15 protein-coding genes and 1 pseudogene are annotated in these 21,508 nt (G+C 60.3%); 10 read left to right on the top strand and 6 right to left on the bottom strand.

Annotated features, from left to right (window positions below):
- Nucleotides 1–217: 217 nt before the first annotated feature.
- The 4 genes and pseudogenes from ACYQ6J_RS02265 to ACYQ6J_RS02250 all read right to left on the bottom strand — a co-directional run bounded on the left by ACYQ6J_RS02265 (nucleotide 218) and on the right by ACYQ6J_RS02250 (nucleotide 3,960).
- A complete protein-coding gene (locus tag ACYQ6J_RS02265; protein WP_460182570.1) occupies nucleotides 218–1,369 on the bottom strand; it encodes a hypothetical protein in 1,152 nt (383 codons plus the stop codon).
- 112 nt (nucleotides 1,370–1,481) lie between these two features.
- The gene (locus tag ACYQ6J_RS02260; RefSeq protein ID WP_460182569.1) at nucleotides 1,482–1,658 is read right to left on the bottom strand and encodes a hypothetical protein; all 177 of its coding nucleotides are present in this window, start codon (nucleotides 1,656–1,658) and stop codon (nucleotides 1,482–1,484) included.
- A 319-nt stretch (nucleotides 1,659–1,977) separates the two neighbouring features.
- A pseudogene (locus tag ACYQ6J_RS02255) lies at nucleotides 1,978–3,221 on the bottom strand (IS256 family transposase).
- Nucleotides 3,118–3,960 carry a glycosyltransferase family 2 protein gene (locus ACYQ6J_RS02250; RefSeq protein WP_460182568.1) on the bottom strand — a complete coding sequence of 281 codons (843 nt, stop codon included), beginning with the start codon at nucleotides 3,958–3,960 and terminating at the stop codon, nucleotides 3,118–3,120. The pseudogene ACYQ6J_RS02255 and the gene ACYQ6J_RS02250 overlap by 104 nt, the downstream one beginning before the upstream one ends.
- A 658-nt stretch (nucleotides 3,961–4,618) precedes the next feature.
- Here ACYQ6J_RS02250 and ACYQ6J_RS02245 point away from each other — a divergent pair.
- The 4 genes from ACYQ6J_RS02245 to glnD all read left to right on the top strand — a co-directional run bounded on the left by ACYQ6J_RS02245 (nucleotide 4,619) and on the right by glnD (nucleotide 10,274).
- On the top strand, nucleotides 4,619–5,206 hold the full coding sequence (locus ACYQ6J_RS02245) for a cob(I)yrinic acid a,c-diamide adenosyltransferase (protein ID WP_460182567.1): 588 nt from the start codon (nucleotides 4,619–4,621) through the stop codon (nucleotides 5,204–5,206).
- 353 nt (nucleotides 5,207–5,559) lie between these two features.
- Complete coding sequence (locus ACYQ6J_RS02240) at nucleotides 5,560–7,077, top strand: ammonium transporter (protein WP_460182566.1); 1,518 nt, start codon at nucleotides 5,560–5,562, stop codon at nucleotides 7,075–7,077.
- Nucleotides 7,078–7,266: 189 nt separating this feature from the next.
- The gene (locus ACYQ6J_RS02235; RefSeq protein WP_460182565.1) at nucleotides 7,267–7,608 is read left to right on the top strand and encodes a P-II family nitrogen regulator; all 342 of its coding nucleotides are present in this window, start codon (nucleotides 7,267–7,269) and stop codon (nucleotides 7,606–7,608) included.
- Nucleotides 7,609–7,727: 119 nt separating this feature from the next.
- Nucleotides 7,728–10,274: a [protein-PII] uridylyltransferase gene (gene glnD / locus ACYQ6J_RS02230; protein WP_460182564.1), complete on the top strand. Its 2,547-nt coding sequence runs from the start codon at nucleotides 7,728–7,730 to the stop codon at nucleotides 10,272–10,274.
- Here the strand turns inward: glnD and ACYQ6J_RS02225 are convergent.
- Nucleotides 10,255–10,770: a hypothetical protein gene (locus ACYQ6J_RS02225; RefSeq protein ID WP_460182563.1), complete on the bottom strand. Its 516-nt coding sequence runs from the start codon at nucleotides 10,768–10,770 to the stop codon at nucleotides 10,255–10,257. The two genes, glnD and ACYQ6J_RS02225, sit on opposite strands and share 20 nt — an antisense overlap.
- A 481-nt stretch (nucleotides 10,771–11,251) precedes the next feature.
- Here ACYQ6J_RS02225 and ACYQ6J_RS02220 point away from each other — a divergent pair, with 481 nt between their 5' ends.
- The 6 genes from ACYQ6J_RS02220 (at nucleotide 11,252) to ACYQ6J_RS02195 (ending at nucleotide 20,432) form a co-directional block, all read left to right on the top strand.
- Nucleotides 11,252–11,914: a bifunctional 4-hydroxy-2-oxoglutarate aldolase/2-dehydro-3-deoxy-phosphogluconate aldolase gene (locus ACYQ6J_RS02220; protein WP_460182562.1), complete on the top strand. Its 663-nt coding sequence runs from the start codon at nucleotides 11,252–11,254 to the stop codon at nucleotides 11,912–11,914.
- An 84-nt stretch (nucleotides 11,915–11,998) separates the two neighbouring features.
- Complete coding sequence (gene holA / locus ACYQ6J_RS02215) at nucleotides 11,999–13,066, top strand: DNA polymerase III subunit delta (protein ID WP_460182561.1); 1,068 nt, start codon at nucleotides 11,999–12,001, stop codon at nucleotides 13,064–13,066.
- 246 nt (nucleotides 13,067–13,312) lie between these two features.
- Nucleotides 13,313–14,821, top strand: coding sequence for a Gfo/Idh/MocA family protein (locus ACYQ6J_RS02210; RefSeq protein WP_460182560.1), 1,509 nt, complete (start codon nucleotides 13,313–13,315; stop codon nucleotides 14,819–14,821).
- Nucleotides 14,822–15,159: 338 nt separating this feature from the next.
- Entirely contained in the window at nucleotides 15,160–15,537 is a 378-nt protein-coding gene (gene yajC, locus ACYQ6J_RS02205; protein ID WP_460182559.1) for a preprotein translocase subunit YajC, read from the top strand.
- Between the two features lie 188 nt (nucleotides 15,538–15,725).
- Nucleotides 15,726–19,292, top strand: coding sequence for a protein translocase subunit SecD (gene secD / locus ACYQ6J_RS02200; RefSeq protein WP_460182558.1), 3,567 nt, complete (start codon nucleotides 15,726–15,728; stop codon nucleotides 19,290–19,292).
- A gap of 345 nt (nucleotides 19,293–19,637) precedes the next feature.
- The gene (locus ACYQ6J_RS02195; protein ID WP_460182557.1) at nucleotides 19,638–20,432 is read left to right on the top strand and encodes a LysM peptidoglycan-binding domain-containing protein; all 795 of its coding nucleotides are present in this window, start codon (nucleotides 19,638–19,640) and stop codon (nucleotides 20,430–20,432) included.
- 18 nt (nucleotides 20,433–20,450) lie between these two features.
- On the opposite strand, the gene ACYQ6J_RS02190 is transcribed toward ACYQ6J_RS02195, so the two are convergent.
- Entirely contained in the window at nucleotides 20,451–21,488 is a 1,038-nt protein-coding gene (locus ACYQ6J_RS02190; protein WP_460182556.1) for an alpha/beta fold hydrolase, read from the bottom strand.
- Nucleotides 21,489–21,508: the final 20 nt, after the last annotated feature.

Here is a 21,508-nt window from a genome sequence, read left to right as displayed (position 1 = left end):
GCAACCGCGTCTCAAGAACGTCGGACGTGAAGAAACATCGCGTCGATTTTTTGCTCGCCTACAATAGAGGGCGAAGCGAAGGACGTTGGGCGCCGAAGATTCGAAGGCCACCGGCGGCGGTACCAGCCGCCGTTGCCGTGCCCGCCGCAGCGCGCCGCGCTATCATAAGCGATGCGCGTCCCGCACCATCGACAGACAATCAAGGGCCGTGCAACAATTACGATGTCTTGACTTGTGTAAACGATTGCCTGATCAGCACTGCCGCTTGCTCTAATTCAGACCGATTGCTGATACGCAGTTCCGTGTCCCCCACTCCCCAATGGCCCACGTGGGCAACGTCGCGGGCGAACGCCGGCGGCTCCTTGACATCCTTATACCTTAGCGGGACCCAGACCCTCAAGCCGCTCTGAAGCACGTGAACACTACAAAAGCATTGGTTGGCGTACTCGTAGTTGACGCTCTTTGCAAGGTAACGCCGGGTCACCCCAGAAGGCTCCAGGGACACGCAAAGCTGGTCGATCGTCCGATAAAGCGAGACCGCTTCTTGAGGCTTCCCTGATAAGTGATGCGCCTCGTCGTAGGGGCTCTCGCCTCGTGTCGCCTTTCTGGTCTTCCACGCCCTTTTCGCCGCGGCTGACCGGCCCGGCCTCGGTGCTTCGGCAACCTGCGGCGTCGTGCTAACCGCTGTTCCGCCCATTGGCGGCAACTGTCCCAAAATCCGTGCAAGACTATCCTTGATGCGAGGAGGCGACAGCGTAGTATCGCCGATCGCATCACGGAGCAGCTTGAGAAGCTTGTTGGGCGGATTAAGCATCAGGCACTCCAACGCCTTGCGCACTTTCCCGTCGGTGAACGTCTGTTCCCCCAAGGCGTCCAGCGTTCCGCGCGCCATTTCCTCGCGCGAGAACCGCCACATTAGTCGGGCGATTTGCTCAACGCTCATGGCTTCGGAAGTGTCAGGAGCGATATTAACTTCAAACATCAGCTTCTCTGGCGCCGGGCACTGCTCCATGCTCCGATAAACCCGCCACAAGATACCATTGGTCAAAATACACCAGGCGATACCATTGTTGGCCGCATAACCGACCACCTGGGTGACTGCCTTCACGTACTCGAGGGCGTCCCCGAGCGCCTTGGCTTCTACGAGCAGCACCGGATTCTTGTTGAGCTTCAGTGCGTAATCCACCGACTTGCCATCGACTGTAGGATACTCCAACTCCACCTCGTCCGGGTCGCGCACGTCCCAGCCCAGAGCTTGCAGCAACGGGTCGATAAGGATTGTCCGCGTTGGGGTCTCCTTAAGCCCCTGAGTGCGAAGCGCGGGCAGCTTCTGCCGTATGGCCAGAATGGTCTGAATCAGCTTCTCCATCTGTCATTCCTTTTACTCTCCGCCACCAACGATATGCCGCAAATTCCATTCCAGCAATAGGATATGGCAAGGGCAGCAATCAGTCAACATCTTCTCCAAACCAAAATTGCAGTCAAACAAGGGTTTCAATCGCGAGGGCTAACCCTTTCTCGGCTGTTGGGAGCGGTTCTCCCTCCGTTTCATTCTCAGCAAGGTCCGCCAGGTCATCGGTCGAGCCGGATTCACCGAGGCGGACCGCGAGGACCTGATTCAGGAGTTCGTCCTCGACCTGCTCGAGCGTCGCAAGCACTTCGACCCCCGCTCCGGAACCTGGGAGGCCTTCGTGGTCGTGGTGTGCGAGAACTGCCTGGCCACGCTCCTGGAGCGTCGGCGTGCCGAGATGCGCTTGCCCAAGCGCGAGGAGGGTCGCTCGAACGTCCCATCCAGGACGGGGAGAGCAGCCGCACGGAGTTCGGCGAAACCCTTCCCGACACCCAGCCGGGCAAACGGACCGGCCATTGGCCGCGGCCCGCCCAAGGAACTGCCGAGTTGGTCCAGGACGTTGCCACCGTGCTCCGGCCGCTGCCCGACCACGAGATATGGTCAATACTTGTGGATGATGAATTGAATTAGGCGGCGGCTTGGTCGAGGCGGAGGCCGGCTTGGAAGACGACTCCGCGAATGACGTCGGGCAGCAACTTGTGGCCGTCCAGCAGTCGCCGGCGGCGGGCGGCGCTTTCGGCCGGTTTGAACATCATGGTCAAGGAAGCCAGGCGGCTGCCGCTTCCTTTGGTGCGGCGATGCCGCAGGCGGATCGTGGCGAAGGTGGACTCGATGGGGTTGGTCGTCCGCAGGTGATTCCAGTGCTCGGCGGGGAAGTCGTAAAACGCTAGCAGCTCTTCGCGGTCCTTGGCCAGGCATTCGGTGGCCTTGGGATACTTCGCCTGGTACGTCTCCAAGAAGGCGTCGAATGCCTGGTTCGCAGCTCGGCGCGTGTCGGCCATCCAGATCTCTGGTGCATCGCTTGGGCCTGGGCTTGCTTCCCCTTGGGGGGCTTGTCCAGCACGTTGGCCGTCTTGTGCACCCAACAGCGCTGCTCCCTGGTCGAGGGAAAGACTTCGGCGACCGCCTTCCAGAAGCCTAACGCTCCGTCGCCCACAGCCGGCTTGGGATCGATCGTCAAACCGCGACGCTTCACATCCAAGAGCAACTCCCGCCAGGACTGAGCGGTCTCCCGGTAGCCGTCGGTCATGGCGATCAGTTCCTTTTGGCCGTCTTTCGCGGCGCCCATTAGCACCAGGATGCATTGCCGATCTTCTTCCAAGCGGATGTTGACGTGGATGCCGTCCGCCCACACGTACCCATACTCCTTGCCTTCCAAAGAGCGGGAGGACCACTCCCGGTACTCCTGCTCCCAGACGCTCTTGAGCCGCGTGATCGTGGTCGCGGATAGGCCCGGACAATCCGGCCCCAGCAGCGCCGAGAGCGTCTCCTGGAAGTCACCCGTGCTGACGCCTTTGAGGTGCAAGTAGGGGATCAACTCCTCCATGCTCTTGGTCTTCCGCAGGTACGGTGGGAGCAGCTTGGAGTTGAACTTCTCCCGCTGCTCTTCCGGCCGGCGATCTCGCACGCGAGGCTGCTGCACCGCCACTTCGCCCGCGGCGGTGACCAGCTTCCGCTCGGGCAGGTAGCCGTTGCGGACCACCCGGCGACGGCCACGGTCGTCGGTCACGTGCTGATGCTCGTCGATCCACTGGGCGACTTCCGTTTCAATGGTCTGGGCTAGCAGTCGCTGGGCTCCCTGGCGAAGAATCTCGTCCAAGGAAAGCCTCGCCTCTGGCAACGTAATCGTCGATGCAGTAACTTCTCGCATGGTGGTGTGCTCCGGGGAAAAAGGATGCTTCGGAAACACCTTTCTCGCCAAGCACACCGCCTCTTTCAACGCCTCCCCGGCCACAACTTTCGGTGATATCTCTTTCCAGGATTCGCAGTCCCGCTCGCACGGCCTTGATTTGCATCTCGATCGTCCATCCAAAGGAACGATCGGACATGCCGAGTCGGCTGAGAGCGGTGTAATCCATGGCCCGAAACGGGCCCAAATCCGTGTAGCGAGCTTTGAAAAGGAGTTGCATCAGAAAACAAGCCAGGCGGTTGCCGAGTACGCTTACGATCGGCATCGCGCCGGGTTCCCGAAGACCTTGCAGTCGCGAACCGAGCACGAAGTCCGCGGTGCCATGCAAAATGGGCATTACCAAGTCGGGCAATAACTCGGGGTGATCGCTGTAGTCCGCATCGAGGAAGACCACGACACTGGGCGGTTGTTGGCCCGCCTCGATCGATTCTTGAACGGCGGTCAATCCTCGCATGCAGGCCGATCCATAGCCGCGTCTCGGCTCATCCACAACCGTCGCTCCGTGGGAAGCCGCGACGGCCGCAGTGTTATCGGAGGAGGCGTTGTTCACGACGATGACTCGACCGACCTGTGGGAGGGCTTCCAACACCAACGGGAGCGATTTCTCCTCGTTGTAGGCGGGAATGACAACCGTGACTCTCTCCAGCATCGACAGCCCTTGCGAGTACGTTTGGGTCGAGACCGCGTACGGATCTGACACGAAATGAACGCGGTCGTTTATGCTTTCCGGCTTGCACGCCCGGTTCGCTCTCGGCGGCACTCACTCCGCGAGGTTCGGAGCCCTCGCTTGTTAATCTTACCTGCGGCAGTGGTTTGCCCGGTCGATGTCCGCGGAGTGCGGGCGAAAATACTCGTTGCATGGCGTTGACGGCGCAACCGTGCAATCCTTACACCTGCTTATCCCGATCGGCGAGCCCGGTTGGAATCGGGCACAACCAACGGGCGGGATGTCACTGCGTTGGAAACGCGGGATTGGCGACTGCGACCGAGCGGCGGGAAATTGAGAGCCAATTCATTGTGACGGTCAATCCGGCAGAAAGTGTCGTCCCGGCGGTGACCTCTTTCGGATGCTCGCCGGTCGGTCGGGGTGAAGATCGTCCTCAACAGTAGGGTAGGGCGTTCGTCTACTTGACCGCGTCGTGCATAATGAGACGATTGCGTCGCGGCTTTCCCAAAAAAAGGGGCCTGCGGGCCGAAGAGTGATTGCGGCGACACGTCGAACGTTTCCGTGCTGTTGCCGAAGAGTTCGAGCTTGGCTCCTGCGTAACAAGCCGGGCCCGTCTATTGGGCGGTCGCGCGGAGACATTCGGTTTGCCGCCTACCAAGTGTGAAGACAACGAATCGGAGGTGCCGGAGTGATGGCAAAGATCTATACGCGAGCGGGAGATTCTGGGGAGACGGGGTTATATCGCGGTCCCCGTGTCGGTAAGGACTGTCTGCGTATCGAGGCCTACGGTACGGTGGACGAGCTGAATTCTTCCATAGGGTTGCTGCGTGCGGAGCCGATTCCCGAAGAAATCGATCAACTGTTGGAGGCAATCCAGAATCGGTTGTTCGAACTGGGCGCAGAACTCGCCACTCCCGACGCCGAACGTCACGGGACGCGTTACATCCGTGCGGATCATGTCCGCGAATTAGAGGAGGCCATCGACCGTTTCGATGCCGATTTGGAGCCGCTGACACGATTCATCCTGCCGAGCGGGACCCGTGCCGGGGCGCTTGCGCACGTAGCGAGAACCGTTTGCCGGCGTGCGGAAAGGCGCTTGGTGGCCTTGATCCGGGAGACGCTGGCGCTGGGTACGCCCCTGTCTCCGACGTCGCTGGCTTACCTGAACCGTCTTAGCGACTTGCTTTTTGTCTTGGCCCGTTGGCTGAATAAGAAGGAGGGCAAGCTGGAAAGCCCTTGGAATCCTCCGGCGAGGACTGCATCTGGCAAAGACTTGTAATGCCTATTGTGTCGGCGTGTACGCGCGCATCGTAAGCACGTAAGACAGGGGCGTTTCCCCACAGTTGAGATTTTCAGTTTTTAAGTGTGCTCGTTTTGCGTGTTCCGGGTGCAGGTAGTCATTTTGCCAATAATTTTCGTTCACATATTTGATCAATATCGATGGATTAGATGATGGCTTGTCTGTTTTGTAGGCATTAAAGCGCAAATCGCGTGCGTTTTGATGTCTTTCTCATATTGCGGAATCGCGTTTGCTACTTCCCGTCGATGTTCTACGTTGGCCCCGGAGTTGCGTGAAGGCGTCTTCGCGTGTGACTCCCAACAACCGTTCCATCGAAGGGGAATTGCAAAGCGATGAAAGTGCTACCTGCGAGCTGCGGAAGAAGCATCCGAGCAGGCACCGTGTTTGCGGCCGTGATGCTTTTGGGTTGGATGCCTCACGCGATCGCGGAGGAGGCGACGGTTAGCGAGGCCGGGTCGCCGGAATCCGCGACGGTCGAAACCGTCAAGCCTTTTGCCGAGATGAGCGCTGAGGAGAGACTGGATGTTCTGGCCGCCTCCGCGCTGGAGCTGGATGACGCCGGGGGCGTCGCGCATGGTTGGCTTTTCAAGGATGTCAACATCCTTTGGACCTGCCTTGCGGCGTTTATGGTCTTTTTCATGCAAGCGGGCTTCGCGGCCGTCGAGATCGGCTTCACCCGAGCCAAAAACGCCTGCAACATCCTAATGAAAAATCTGCTCGATTTTTCCATCGGAAGCCTCCTCTTCTGGATGGTGGGATTCGGGTTGATGTTCGGCGTCACGAACGGCCTCTTCGGGACGACCGACTTTCTGTTCAATAATGGAGGGGAGGACAATTGGGGCTGGGCGTTCTTGATCTTTCAGACGGTTTTCTGTGCCACGGCGGCGACCATCGTGAGCGGTGCCGTTGCGGAACGCATTCACTTCCATGCGTATCTGATCTACTCCGCAGTGATCAGCGCTCTGGTCTATCCGATCTTCGGGAGCTGGGCTTGGGGAAGCCTCTGGGAGGGGTTCGGTTGGCTGGAAAACTTGGGTTTTCACGATTTCGCCGGGTCTACTGTCGTGCACTCGATCGGAGGGTGGGCGGCCCTGGCCGGTGCGATTGCTCTCGGGCCTCGTATTGGAAAGTTCCGCGACGGCAAGATCAATCCCATCCCGGGGCACAATATTCCCTTGGCCGGTCTGGGCGTTTTCATCCTCTGGCTGGGGTGGTTCGGTTTCAACCCCGGTAGCACCACGGCCGTCGGCGGCGGCGACTTCGCGTACATCGCCGTCACCACGAACATGGCGGCGGCCGCCGGTTCTATTGCGGCGCTGATCGCTTCCTGGGTCTTGTTCCGAAAGCCGGACCCGACTTTCGCGCTGAACGGAGCCTTGGCCGGACTGGTTGCCATCACCGCCGGTTGCGATGTTCTGCCGGTCCCCTACGCCGTTCTTACGGGCGCCTTGGCCGGTGTTGCCGTCGTCTTCTCCGTCCTGTTCATTGATCGCATCCGCATCGACGATCCGGTCGGGGCGGTTTCGGTCCATGGTGTCTGCGGGGCGCTGGGTACGCTGGCGGTGGGGCTTTTCAGTCGCGACGGCGGCCTGTTCACCGGAGGAGGCGTCGCGCTCTTGGCGGTTCAAGCCCTGGGAGTCGGCGTGGCGTTTGTTTGGGCATTCGGACTTGCCTTGCTGCTGTTTTACGGGATCAAGTTCACCGTCGGTCTCCGCGTCTCGCCGGAACAAGAATTGGCGGGTATGGACATTACCGAACACGGCATGCTTGCCTATCCGGAAGTGTTCGTGGTGGAGTCGGGACCTTCGGCCTCGGGTGCGGCATCGTACTCGATGGCGCGTCACTCTTGACGCTCGGGCAACTCCGGTCGATATTCCGGTTAGAATTGCTTGGACCGACCGCGATCGAGAGGAAACCCGGCGGACTCGGCCGTTTTCGATGCGATTCGAGGAGGGGGCCGAGCGCCGCACGGAATTGCCGCGGGCAAGGCGTAGGCGTGATCCATTGGCTTCGCATTTCCGCTCACAAGGAGCAACGGTATGAAAAAGATTGAAGCCGTCATTCGGCACTTCAAGTTGGAGGATGTCAAAGCCGCGCTGACCAAACGCGGCGTCCAAGGGTTGACCGTGGTCGAGGTCCGGGGGTTTGGCCGTCAGCGAGGCCATACCGAGGTCTATCGAGGGACGGAGTACAGCGTGGACCTGGTCCCCAAGATCAAGATCGAGGTCGTCGTTCCGGACGAAGACGTGAACGGCGTGGTGGAGGCGATCGTAGAATCCGCCTACACCGGCCAGGTCGGCGACGGCAAAGTCTTCATCAGCGACATCATCGGAGCGGTCCGAATTCGCACCCGCGAAACCGACGATCAAGCGTTGAAGTAAACGGGATCGCCGCCAATGATGAAACCGGACGGTCGACCTTTGGAATGATCACGCGCATCGCGTCTTATATCGAAGCATTGAGGGAGCGGCTCGCCGAGCAATCGGCTGACATTGCAAGGATGGTACAAGATGGCCGTCCCGGTCTCGAGGTTGCCGAGGCGGTCACGGCGATGCGGGATGAGGTCGTTCTTGCGCTGTGGAATCGCTGCGCGGGCGAGATGGAGCACGCAATCTCGACTCGGGCCTGTCTGCTTGCCGTGGGCGGATACGCGAAACGACGCTTGTGCCCTTGTTCCGACGTGGACTTGTTGCTGATCGTCGCCGATCGAGATCCGACGCCGGCGGCCAAGTCTTGCGAACCATTTTTCCGTGATTTGTACGACGTCGGATTGGATGTGGGCTTCAGTGTGCGCGAGGTCGAGCGGACATGGGAAACGGCGATCCAGGATCCGCTTTTTTGCACCAGCTTGTTGCAAGTTCGCCTGCTTTGGGGCGATGAAAGCTTGCTGCAAGATTGGCGAGCGCGGTTCCGGCGCTTCCTGCGACGACACTCCGCCCGACTCATTCTCGACGTGAGTCAGGCTCGGAATCGCGAGAGGGCCGAGTTCGGCGACACCGTGTATCTCCTCCAACCGAACGTAAAACGCTCTCCCGGTGCGCTGCGGGACGTCCAGTTTATCGAATGGATGGCCGCCTTGCGGTTTCAAGAGACGGCACTGGAGAAACTGTCTCAATTCGATGCGGTGACGGAGCAAGAGGCTGCCGCCATTCGCGAGGCGGAGGACTTTCTCCTACGAGTCCGACAAAGGTTGCACGTTAAGGCGGGAAAGGCGGAGGACATACTCTCTCGCGCCGCCCAGTGGTCGTTGGCCGAGGCATGGGGGTTTTCGGACGGCGGCGGATTGTTGGGCGTTGAGAAGTTTATGCGCGAGTATTTTCGCCTTACGGAACAGGTGGATGCGGTTCGCGCCCGGGTCTTCGCACATGTTGATCCGCGACGGCGTTTTCGCCGCGCGTGGGGAAGAGTCGTTGCGCGAAAGGTGGGGCCGATCGCGCGTCTCGCCGGCAGCGAGATCGTTTTGACGCGATCGGCGAGGAATCAAGTGCCGCGGAGCTATCTTCCGCTGCTGTCCTTGATGGAAGCCGCGCTTAAGCACGACGCGGAAATTTCGCCGGATGTCTGGCACTGGCTGGCTTTGCATCGGGACGCCCTGCCGGAGGAACCGTCGGAACGCGAGCGGGAACGCTTTCTCCGGTTGTTGGACGGGACGACTCGGCTTCCCAGCCTGCTGCGGCATCTTCACGCGCTGCGGTTGCTTGAGCGGTTTATTACGGCTTTCGGCCACGCCCGAGGACTGTTGCAGTTCAATCAGTACCACAAGTTCACCGTGGATCAGCACAGCCTCATCGCCCTGGAGCACGCCGTCAATATGTCGCGTGATTCGGGCCTACTCGGCCGCACGTATTCCGCCGTCGCCGACAAAGCGATTTTGCACGCGGCCATCCTCTTGCACGATCTCGGCAAGGGCTACGACGAAGATCACTGCATTGTGGGGGCGAGGATCGCGGAAGAGACCGCGCGACGATTCCGTTTGTCGGAGAAGCGTGCCGAGCAATTGGTGTATCTCGTCAAAAATCATCTGCGGATGAATCATTTGGCGCTTCGGCGGGATTTGAGCGACGATAAACTGGTGGTCGATTTCGCCGTGGAAGTCGGTTCGCCCGAGTTGTTGCGGATGTTGTACGTGCTGACGGCGGTGGACTTAATGGCGGTGGGCCCGGACAATTGGACGGGATGGAAGGCCGATCTCTTGGCCGAGTTGTACCAGCGCGCGATGCGTTGCATCTCCGACTCGGGCGATATCGTGGCCATGGGAGGCCGAATTCTGGAAGAGCGTCGCCGAGAAATCTTGGCTCAACCGGCGGTGCGGGAACTCGATTCACGGTTGCAACGCCTGGTAGCGGCGTTGCCGGAGGGGTATCTACTTTCGGCCGATCCGGAACGGATAGCCGAGGATCTCAAGCTGATGGCGGGGTTAGGCGATCAGTCCGTCGAAATCGCCGCGGAATTCGTGCCCGCCGCGGAAAGCATGGTATGGACCGTGGCGACGCGGGAAAGGATCGCCGAGGGCGTGTTCCATCGATTGACCGGGGCATTTACCAGCCACGGTCTGTCCATTCTGTCGGCCCAAATCCATACGCTCCCCGGCGGCCTGATTCTCGATCGCTTTTGGGTGCGGGATCCGTTCTATCGCGGGGAACCTCCGCCCGATCGATTGCAACAGGTTCGCGAAGGCCTCTTGCGATCGCTGGCCGCTTCGAGCCGATTCGAGCCTGTCTTCCGAGAGCGATGGAAACCGTCCCATCAGGCGCTGGGTGACTTGCCGCGGGCCGCCGTTCGGGTGGAAATCGACAACGTTTCGCTGCCCGAATTCACGATTATCGAGGTCTTCGCTAACGATCGCGCGGGGTTGCTCTACCGCATCGCCCGGACCTTGTTCGAGGAAGGATGTTCGGTCTGGCGGGCCAAAGTCGGGACGTATCTCGACCAGGTGGTGGACGTGTTTTATGTTACGGATCGCGACGGGACGCCGCTTTCCGACCCGGCGATATTGGCCCGAATCAAGAACCGCCTGCTCGACGTTATCAATCGGAGGGAAGAGTAGTCCCTTGCGTCTCCGCGCCGGCGTCCGCGGCGCGTTCATGCTCGCTCCATCGACCGAGAAATCGGCATCCGACCAGAATCCGTCGCTCAGCTTGCTGCGGTAGTTGCTGCAATCCGCCTTCGTCGCCGATGTCCATTTCTTCGGGCATGATATCTCCGTTGGGATAGACGTAAACCGCCACCGCGTGCACAACCTCAGCGAGCAGATAGATTTTTTTTCGAGGGCAGCAAAGCTCCACGATCAAACTTTGGAATTGGGGGGAATCGGGCAAAAAAAAGGCAATTCCCCCACCGTTCAGGTCGTAGCACGGGACGGAGATGAAGTCCCCGATTCGGCAGGTCGCTTCGTCCACGACCGGGGCAATGCGTTGGGTCATTTCGAACGAAATGCGGCGGCGTATACGGCGGTTTTCCAGCAATCCGCCGTGGGATTGCCGCACGATGCGATGAATGAGTTCGTAGAAACCGGCATCGCCGGCCGCTTCAACGGTGGGCATCGTTTCCGTCCCAATTCCGCGGTGGCATCATAAACGCGGTCTGCGCAAACCGTCGAAAATCGTAGCCGAGGGGCGATTACGGAACCGGCACATGCTTCGTTTCGAGTCCCGGGCGCAAGATTATATTTCTCCCCCACGCCCTCGATGAGGACGTAGTCGACGCGCGACCCCTCTGAAGTCTTATAGCTCATGATTTGCCGTCGCGACAAATCCCTTCTATCGGAGGGGTGGGCCAGGCATGGTCGGCGGTCTGATGTTGCCGTTCCATTATTGAGCTTGGACACGGCAGGTGCGTCGCCTGCCGTGCACGTCGCCGGGCCATTGCACGGCTTTGCCGGCAGGTAGTCTTTGGCTCGCGGCTTGACGTTTCTCGCTACCGGCCACTAAAGTGAATCTTCATTCGGCGTCTTACCGACGCGTCGCACCGACCGGCGGATGCCGGATGATGGCCCGCCGGCCAATGATTCGAGGGGAGTGATTCATGCCCAAAGAGCAGACGCTCAGTCGTATTCTGGATGGCGGCGTTGTCGCGGTGATCCGAGCCTCCAGCGGAGAGGTCTTGGCGGATGTGGCTGCTGCGCTGGCGGAGGGGGGCGTTCTCTGCTTGGAGGTTACGTTTACGGTACCCGCCGCCCATCGCGTGCTCGAAGATCTGACAAGCCGCCTCGGCGGTCGGGTGGTTGTGGGGGCGGGAACGGTCCTGGATCCCGAGACCGCGAGAGTCGCGATATTGTCGGGAGCGGAGTTCGTGGTCTCCCCAACGGTCCATCTCGGCGTGATTGAGTTGTGCCGTCGCTATGACAAAGCCGTGATGCCGGGCGCGTTGACGCCGACGGAGGTCTTGAACGCTTGGCAGGCCGGGGCGGATATTGTCAAGATATTCCCTTCCGAGATCACAGGCCCAGCCTATCTGAAGGCTTTGCGCGGCCCGCTTCCCCAGGTCCGCGTCATGCCGACCGGCGGGGTCAACCTGCTGACCGCCGCGGATTTTCTCAAGGCCGGAGCGTGCGCCTTGGGTGTGGGCGGGGCTTTGGTCGATGCCAAGGCGATCCAGGACCGCGACTTTGCCCGGATCACCACCCTGGCCCGGCAGTACGTCGAAATCGTCCGTCGCACCCGGGAGGAAATGAAGGGCGGCAAGTGATCACCGCTTGTTAGGCCGCCGACGCGAAAAACTCGGCAAAACACCGTCCAGAGCAACAACCGGAAGGCCTTGACGCCGGTATCCATGAGCAAAGCCCTCGTCGCATTTGATTTCGTTCTTCAGGAGCGAGTGCCGCGGGCGCCGCTGTACGTCTTTTTTGGCGACGACGAGTACTTGAAGCGACTTTGCTTAGAAAAGATCCGCAGCGCAACACTCGGCGAGGAAGACGCCGATCTCAGCTACCGTGCTTTTGAAGGAGGCCAGACCGGCTTTGCCGAAGTGGAGATGGAGCTGAGTACTTTGAGCATGTTCGCCGACGGTCCTCGGATGGTCGTTGTCACGGAGGCGGACAAGTTCGTCAGTCAATTCCGTTCGCAGTTGGAGCGACTGGCGGAATCGCCGCCGGCGTCGGGCGTGCTTGTGTTGCTGGTGGATCAGTTTCCCGCCAACACGCGGTTTTATAATGCGGCGGCCAAGTCGGGCATCCTCGTGGACTGCGGCGTCTCCAAAAGAAAGCCGGCCGAAATTGCCGCGTGGCTTACGGATTGGGCGACCGCCGTCCACGGATTACGGCTTCAAAAAGCCGCCGCTGACATGCTGGTGGAACTGGTGGGGGCGAACCCCGGCGCCCTCGATCAAGAGCTTCAGAAGCTCTCCCAGACAGGAACCGCCAAGTCCGTTACCCCGCAAATGGTGAGCCGCATTACCGGGACTTGGCGAACCAAGGCGGTCTGGGACATCCTGAACGCAGCCTTGGATGGCCGCACCGCGGATGCCTTGCAGGAACTGAGCCTGCTTTTCCAGGCAGGCGAGACGCCTCTTGGCGTCTTGGGGATGATGTCGTCGACGCTCCGGCGTTACGCGACTGCTGCACATCAAGTGGCGCGCGCACAACCCGGACGACCGCGCCCTTCACTCCAGCAGGCGCTAAAGGAGGCCGGCGTCCCGCCTTTCGCCCTGAAAAATGAAGAAGCGCGATTACGGCGACTCGGTCGCAAGAGGGCGGAACAACTGCCGGATTGGTTGTGCGAACTCGATCTGGCCATGAAAGGGGGAGCGGCAACGGACCCCCGAGTCCTCTTGGAACGCTTCGTTTGTCTGCTCGGCCAAACCGAACTGGCGGACTTCCAGGGTCGATTCTTGCCGATATGAGATCCTAAGCGGTGGATGACGGCAACGGGGCTGGCGGCCTCTTGCCTTCCATCGGTCGTGCGTCCCAACGCGAAGACGATGCCTTGCCGGTCCTGCGCGTTCGGTGACCGGCGGTTGTTTCGTGCAGGTGCCGCCGCGAGTATAATCGGGGGGAACTCGGCACGATGGGCGAAGTCGTCGGCTTTCCCGTCGAAGAATGTTGTCCCGACTGTTCCAGCCAAGCCGTCCGATTTGCGGAGGTACGAAATGCAACGCGTCAGTCGCCGTCGTTTTGTAGGCATGTCGATGGGAGCCTTAGCCGCCACGGTGGCAGTGCCTCGGATTGCGAGAACGCAAAACCCCAACGAGAAGGTGGGCATGGCCATCATCGGCATCCGCGGTCGGGGAGGTGAGCACATCAGCGCTTTCGCCGACGATCCGCGAGTTCAAATCCTCTATTTGGTGGACGCCGACCGCAAGGTGGGCGAAGCTCGCCTGGAAAGCCTGGTCAAACAAAAGGGTTATCGTCCCAAGCTCGTTCAGGATATGCGGGAAGCTTTCGCCGATCCGGCGGTGGATGCCATCAGCACGGCAACGCCCAATCACTGGCACGCGTTGTGCGGCGTTTGGGCCATGCAGGCGGGAAAACACGCGTATATCGAAAAGCCGATTTGTCACGATATCCCGGAGGGATCGGCCCTCGTGGCGGCGGCCAAGAAATACAACCGTGTGTGCCAAGTCGGCACGCAGTGTCGCTCCAATCCGGCTATCATCGAGGCCGTGGAGTTTTTGCGGCAGGGCGGCATCGGCGAGGTCAAATTCGCGCGGGGACTGTGCTACAAGCGTCGCAAGTCGATCGGTCCCAAAGGGGATTACCCGATTCCCGACGAGGTCGATTTCAACCTTTGGAGCGGTCCGGCGCCGTACACGAATCCGAAGTGCACGCGGCCCCAATTCCACTACGATTGGCACTGGCAGCGCCTGTACGGAAACGGCGACCTGGGCAACCAGGGGCCTCATCAAACCGATATCGCCCGGTGGGGGTTGGGCATCACATCTCATCCCGTTTCCGTCATCAGCTACGGGGGGCGTTTGGGTTATCAGGCCGAACGCAAGGACGATTCCTACGTGGACGCGGGCGACACCGCCAACACGGAGGTCTCGATCTACGATTACGGCGACAAATGCATCGTCTTCGAGACCCGAGGTCTCTCCGTCGAGAATTGTGCGGATGAAGAAATCAACACGTTATTCCAGACTACGGGCGAAGGCCGCATCGGCGTCATATTCTACGGTACCGAGGGTTACTTGGCCCAGCAGACCTACACGCGCTGCGTGGCCTTCGACAAGAATATGAAGCCCATCAAGCAGTTCGGCGGGGGCGGCAATCATTATCGGAACTTCATCGACGCCGTGTTGGCCGAAGACTCCGGCAAATTGAACGCTCAGGCCCTAGAGGGACACCTTTCCGCCGCGATCAGTCATTTGGGGAATATCTCCTACTACCTCGGCGAGGGCAACAAGGTCTCTGCCGCGGAGGCAAAGAAGATTTTGGCGGATGTGAAGAGTCTGGACGACAATGTGGCCACTCTGGAACGCACTCTCCGCCACTTGACCGATAACGGCGTCGACTTGGAAAAGTATCCCATATCCGTCGGTCCTCAATTGAAGTTCGATCCCGAAAAGGAAGTATTCCTGGAGTCTTCGGAGGCAAACGCGCTGCTCCATCGCGAGTACCGGGAAGGGTTCGAGTGCCCCACTGCCGACAAGGTCTGACGCCGTAGGACGAGGGGCCATGACCCGAGAGGGCCGGGGCGGACCTGGTTCCGGTTCCACCCTGCGGGGTATTTCTCCCCTTGTTGGTTGGTAACGGAAGATTTATGATACTGGGCTGAAGTTTTCCGAAGGGCGGCCTCCGGAGCAGGGGTCGCCCTTGCGGATATGCTAGGCGTACTCTTTCGGTGGGGTCTCCGGGAACCTCGTGACGTCCGCTTGAGGACTTTGGTGGAAGTCTTGACCAGCGGACGTGACTGTATTTCGGACCATTTCCTCGCCCGGCGAGTACGGGGTTGTCGCGTCGTTTTTTCTCGCCCGCAGGCTTCTCAAGAGAGCCAATGATGTTTGATCCGAATGCCTTCATGGTTTTTGCCGAAGCGGCGAACGCGCCGGGGGGTGACGGTGCCGGAGCGTGGTTGACGCTGTTGAGCCTCTGGTTGCCGCTGATCGTGATCTTCTATTTCATCCTCATACGCCCTCAGCGTCGGGAAAGGCAGCGACGGGAGGCCATGCTGGCCGGCATCAAGAAAGATGACCGCGTCCTCACCATCGGCGGCATCTATGGCGTAGTGACCAACGTCAACCGAGACGGGCAGGAGGCGTCGGTGACCCTTCGCGTGGATGAATCCAACAACGTCAAGATTCGCGTGGCGCTCTCGGCGATTGCTCGTGTGTTCAATGCCGAGCAGGCGACGGAGACGCCGTCCAAGAGTTGATCGGAGTTCGATACAACGGAGTGTGGTCCCGCCGATATCGGCGTTCTTCTTTGAAGCGACGATCGTGCGAGAACTCTAGAGAGAACCGAGAATCGTCCTGATTGAGTCACTCTGCGAACTCCGACGGGTAAAGACTTCGGACTTCGGAAGAGTGAGACCGAGGATTGAGCCTGGAAGAGAATCCACAAATGCGGCAAGCACGTTTGAGTTCGTGTATCACGCTTTGGGTTTTCGCGACGCTGGCGGTTTTGGTGCCGGATACTCTGGCGGATCGTCGGGGGATCGTCTTCGGCGAGGAGTCCCCGCCGGCGGCGACGCAACCGAGCGCACCGTCTTCCGATGCTTCGGCGGAACCCGCTATGCCGGGGTTGGATGTGCCCTCACAGCTAACCCAGCAAGAGGCGACCAAGGAAAGCGCCGCGCAGCCCGCGGAATCGACCCCGCCAAGCGCGGAGGGATCACCCGCTTCGTCCGAAAACGTTCAATCCGGTACGGAGACACCGGCGGATCAAGGTGCGGCGGTGCCTCCGTCGACCGGCGGCGAAACGAGTCCGCCTTCCTCCGGTGCCACGCCTCAATCGGCGACGGAGGCCGCGGGAGGGGAGCAGCCATCGCAACCGGGGTTCGTGGCACGAGTGCTGAACGCAATCGTCTTTTTCGGGACTCTGGCGTTGGTCTTGGTGGTCCCCATCGTTTTGGGGTACTTCGTGGCGAAACAAATGCGGTTGCCCGACTACGGGGGGAAACTCGCGATTTTCTTCCTCACGGTGGCCGTGGCCGTTTTCGTGCTGCTGACCCGTTGGCCGCCCAAACTTGGCATCGACCTCAGCGGCGGTGTGACTTTGGTGTATGAGGTGGAAGGCACGGTACGGCAGGCCGGGGCCGGGCGGACGCCCGCGGGCGGCGAGACGTCCGAAGTCAATATGGATCAACTAATCGCCGCTTTGAACAAGCGTGTGAATCCGTCGGGCGTGAAGGAGGTCACTATCCGGCGATTCGGCCCGCGGCAGATCGAGATCATCGTGCCCGAGGTCGACGAGGACGAGGTCAACCGTCTGGAACGCGTGATCAGCAGCGTGGGTACGCTGGAATTTCGCATCTTGGCCAATGCGCGGGATCATCGCCGCATCATCGAGCGTGCTCAGACTCTGGGTCCTGATGAACTGGAATTGTATGACGATCAAGGGAATCTCTTGGCATGGTGGGTACCCGTCGCCAAGGGCCAAGAGCAAAGCATTGGGTCTTTCGGCGAGGTAGCGGTCCGCCAGGGTCAATACCGCGGCGAGCCTTGGTTGCAGGTCTTGGTGGTCAAGGACCCTCAGGATGTCACGGGCGCGGACCTGCTGAGGGTCCGCGAGAGCGTAGACGAGGGCGGTCGTCCCTGCGTCTCCTTCGTCCTGCGAGTCGGCAGTGCGCAGCAACGATTCGCCACGTTGACCAGCGAGAATCGCCCGGATCCCAATACGGGCTTCGAGCGTCGATTGGGCATCGTATTGGACGGCTATCTCTATTCCGCTCCCACAATCCGCTCGACGATCTCGGCCCAGGGACAGATTACGGGCAACTTCACGCAGGAGGAGGTGCGGTCTCTATTGCAGGTGCTGGAAGCGGGAAGCCTTCCGGCCATGCTCAGCCCGCAACCCATCAGTCGGTTGATCACGGGGCCCCAATTGGGGCGCGATACCATCCGGCAAAGCGTGACATCCATGGTCATCGCGGGTATTTTGGTGTTCGCCTTCATGATCGCCTACTACCGTTTCGCGGGCGTGATCGCCTGCGTGGCGGTGGTGCTCAACCTCGTAATGTTGGTGGCCGTCATGATCATGGTGAAGGCGGCGTTTACGCTGCCGGGCTTGGCCGGCTTGACGTTGACCGTCGGTATGGCCGTGGACGCCAACGTCCTGATCTATGAACGCATTCGTGAGGAGTTGAGTCGTCAGGCCACACTGCGGATGGCGATTCGCAACGGATTCGAACGCGCCATGAGCGCCATTGTGGACTCCAACCTCACGACGATGCTCACCGCCGCCGTTCTATACGCGGTCGGCACCGACCAAGTGCGGGGCTTTGCCGTGACCCTTTTCCTGGGTCTGGTTTTGAACTTGTACACTGCCGTGTTCTTGGCTCGAATAGCTTTCGAGATATTCGAAAGAAAGCGCTGGATCAAGAAGTTGACCATGATGCAGGTCATTTCGTCGACCAATTACGACTTCATGGGTGCGGCACGTTATGCGATCACCGGATCTCTGATACTCATCGCCGTGGGGATGGGGGCCCTGTTTATGCGAGGGCAGGGGGTGCTGGATATCGACTTCACGGGCGGCGTGGCCGTGGAACTGTTGTTCAAAGAGCCGAAGGATATCGGCGAGGTGCGGCACCGTTTGCGAGAGTTGCGAGATTTGGCCGTCAGCGATGTGCGATTGGAAGGCGAAGAACCGCATCGACGGTTTGTCATCAATACGGCGGCGGAACCCGGCGTGGAAGCTCAGGACTATCTCAATCAAGTCAAAAAGAAGATTGCCGACATCTTCGGCGATGAGTTGGTGCACTACTCGCTGGAGTTGCAACCGGTGACGGAGACCGGCGCCATGTCCTCCCGTAACCGCGTGGGCGGCTTGGCTGGGACGGGGTGGCCGGCTCTTTCCCCGTGGATTTTTGGACAGGCGGAGAACGCGGGGGCGGCAAGCGACTCGTCTGCGACCGCGGGGTCCGAGGGCGCAGTCGCCGGTTCTGCGTCGGAGTCTACGGCGGGAAACGCGGACGGCAAGGTCGAATCATCGGTTCCCGTCTCGCCGGCGCCCGCAAGCGCAGAAGGTAGCGCGGGCGATACCAAGGCCGCCGCCGCAGAGGGATCGGCACGGACTAATCGCTCGGCGGCGCCGGCTGTGCGTTCCTGGCCGACCCGGGTGAAACTCCTCTTCGATCACAAGATCGACTACGACACCGTGAACGACCTGGTCGCCCGGCAATTGGCGAAGCTTCCCGAACCGGACAACAAGGCGGATTACGAAATCTATAATCGTGAGTATCGTCGCGGCGATACGGCGGGCTACAACGAATGGGAAGTCCGAATCGCGTTGCCGCCCGAAACGGGCATGAAAGTGGTTGAGCAAGTGCGGGCGGAATTCGAAGCCATCCCGTACTTCCCGTCCTCCAACACGATTGGTGGAAAGGTGGCGGGTAGCACCCGAGTACGGGCCGGTTACGCCCTGCTGTTGAGCGTCATCGGGATCATCGTTTACCTTTGGGTCCGGTTCACGCGATTCAGTTTCGGTTTAGCCGCCGCCGTGGCCCTATTGCACGACGTCTTGGTCACGGTGGGGCTAATCGCACTCAGCGCGTATTTGACGGGATTTCTGCAATTTCTGCTCATCCAGGAATTCAAGATCGGTTTGTCCGTCCTGGCGGCCCTTCTGACCATCGTAGGCTATTCGGTCAACGATACGATCGTGGTATTCGACCGCATCCGAGAGGTCAAAGGAAAGAATCCCAACCTGACCGTTGGAATGATCAACACGAGCATCAATCAGACGCTCAGTCGGACGTTGATCACGGCATTGACGACCCTGTTCGTTATCGTGGTTCTGTATATCGGCGGGGGTGCCGGTATCCATGGTTTCGCCTTCACGCTTTTGGTGGGCGTCACGATTGGGACCTACAGCTCAATTTTCATCGCGTCACCCATCCTGATGTGGATGACGGCGGTACCGGAGTCTCAGGTCAAGAAGGTGAAGGCGCCGCAATACGTTTCGTGAAAATCGATCCCAAAGAATCGCGGTCGTCGGTGTCGCGGACTTGTGACGAATGGGATGGTTTTGCCGATCGCACCTGTCCCATCCATGAGTAAGCGTCGATTTTGGGGAATCGCGTCGGGGTTGGCGAAACGCTAGCGGTCGGCGCGAATGCGCCGGCGTGATGAGTCGGTCTGCATTCCGGATGATGGGAGATCCGATTCAAGGAATGAAGGCCGGCGACATGAGTCGGCCTTCTGCTTGTTTCGACGCTACGACGCCGGAAGGAGCGACTCGGCGTTTCGGAGTTTCACGGATGGTTTGCCGATAGACGCTTGTCGTCAACGACAACCGTTCGAGGATCTCCCCGTGGATCGCGGCCTATGGGTGTTTCTGATTTTCGCCGTCATGTCTTGGGTGACGGTATGGGCCGTCTTGATGCACCCTCGCGGCCTTCGGGAAGAACCGAATCCCTTGGCGGCAAGTGAGCTTGTCGCCGCATCGCCCGCTTCGGCCTCTCTGCTGTCCATACCGGCGGCATCCGCGTCTGAGGATGCGATCTTGACGACGCGCGGGATTCTCCCAGCGACCGATGAATTACGACGCGAGATTCAGTCGATCGGTAGGCATTTGGGGGACGAGAAGGCGGCTCCGCGACTCATTTCCATCTTTCCCGGGCGAACGAGTCGTTCCGCCGCGAGCGGTTTGTCCGACGTGACGACAATCGGAAAAGACGCGGCAAAGCGAACGAGCGGGGCAGGGGAGGCGGCGGAGATTGGGGGCTCCGGTTGGGCCGACCGTACCCGGACCCAAGACGAACGTTCGGGGGTTAGGGACGTTCCGGTCGAAATGCCTTCCACGACTCCGCCGGTTGTGCATCGCGTGCAGGACGGCGACACGCTGCCGGACCTCGCGGCCCGCTATCTGGGCGACGCATCTCTGTGGCCGGTTCTCTTTGAGCTGAACCGCGATCGAATCTCGTCTCCCGACCTGCTACCGTTGGGGGCTCCGTTGATCGTGGATCCTGCCCGCGCCGCTGGCGCTGAGCACGGAAGAACTGTGTTCCCTCAAGCCGTGCCCGGCCTAAAGGATGATCTGCCGCCGCTGGAATCGGTCGATACGAGCAGGTTCGTGGATCCGGCTGATTCAAGGAAAATGCCCTGAGCGTTCGTTCGCGGTCGATCATTTGCGACCGGTCCGTTCCTGCCACGGGACGGGCAATTGGGCGGCACGATCGTCCAAGAAGCTCAGGATCGAATCGAAAATAGGCTGTTCAAAGCGGGCCATCAATTCGCGCCCTTGCAGAGAGGTCGCAAACTTCACGAAAAACAAATCCTGACCTTCCACGGTCTGGCCGGGGTCGGGCACCCGGTGAAAGCGCGCGAGCAAGTTGTATATGCGTTGCGCGTCGCCCGAGTCCCGCGAGGACTCTTGCCCCACGATGATATAGACGGAAATCTGCTGACGCACGCCCGGATGATTCAGGGCCGCCTGGACGGACAAACCGGGGACGGACCACCGCGGCGAGATCAAAACCAGGGCCTTGACGTCCTGACCCTGCTTCAGGCCAGGATAGATCGGCCAACTCCAGTCCAAACGCGCCCAATCCAGCGCCACCGTAGCCCCGACGTCCAACCCGATGAGGCTCAGCTTTTCGATATTCAATTCGCCGGCGTTGTGTTTTTGTTTCAGGAAGGCCTTGCAGGTTTCGAGGTCGAACTGCACCATGCGGGCGACCTCCGCGGGGGGCATGCGATCGACCGTAATGGTCACCGTGCTGCCGCCGGCCGCTCGCTGCGTGCTGTCGCCGTGACCGCGCAGGTCCGGGACCAGTACGGCGTGTCCCGCCGCTTGCAGGACGGGGGCCAACCGGGCGAAATCGCGTCGACTGCCTTTCCAACCGTGCAGCAGAATGACCGGTACGGCCTCTTTGCCCAAGGTCGAGGGGTAAAACGTTGCGCGAATCTGCACGCCGTCCTTGGTTAAAAGGTCGCTTCCGCCGACCTCGATCGGTGCAGGCAGACGTTGGCGCGTCGGCGCCTGAGCGGGCGCCGGGGGTGCCGCAGCGGGCGGCGCGGGCGGGGCGGGCGGTTGCTGCCCCGCGGCACCGCTCCACGGCGTCAAGCTGATGGATACCGCAATCGCCGCGATACCCGCGACTACCGGTCCCGGTAGCCTCAACTCCACGATCCGGCCAATGCACCGACCTTGCAGTCGCATGATTCGACTCCGTGCAGAAA

It is taken from the genome of Thermopirellula anaerolimosa, assembly GCF_054657335.1.
This window is presented reverse-complemented; position numbering and strand designations above follow the sequence as displayed.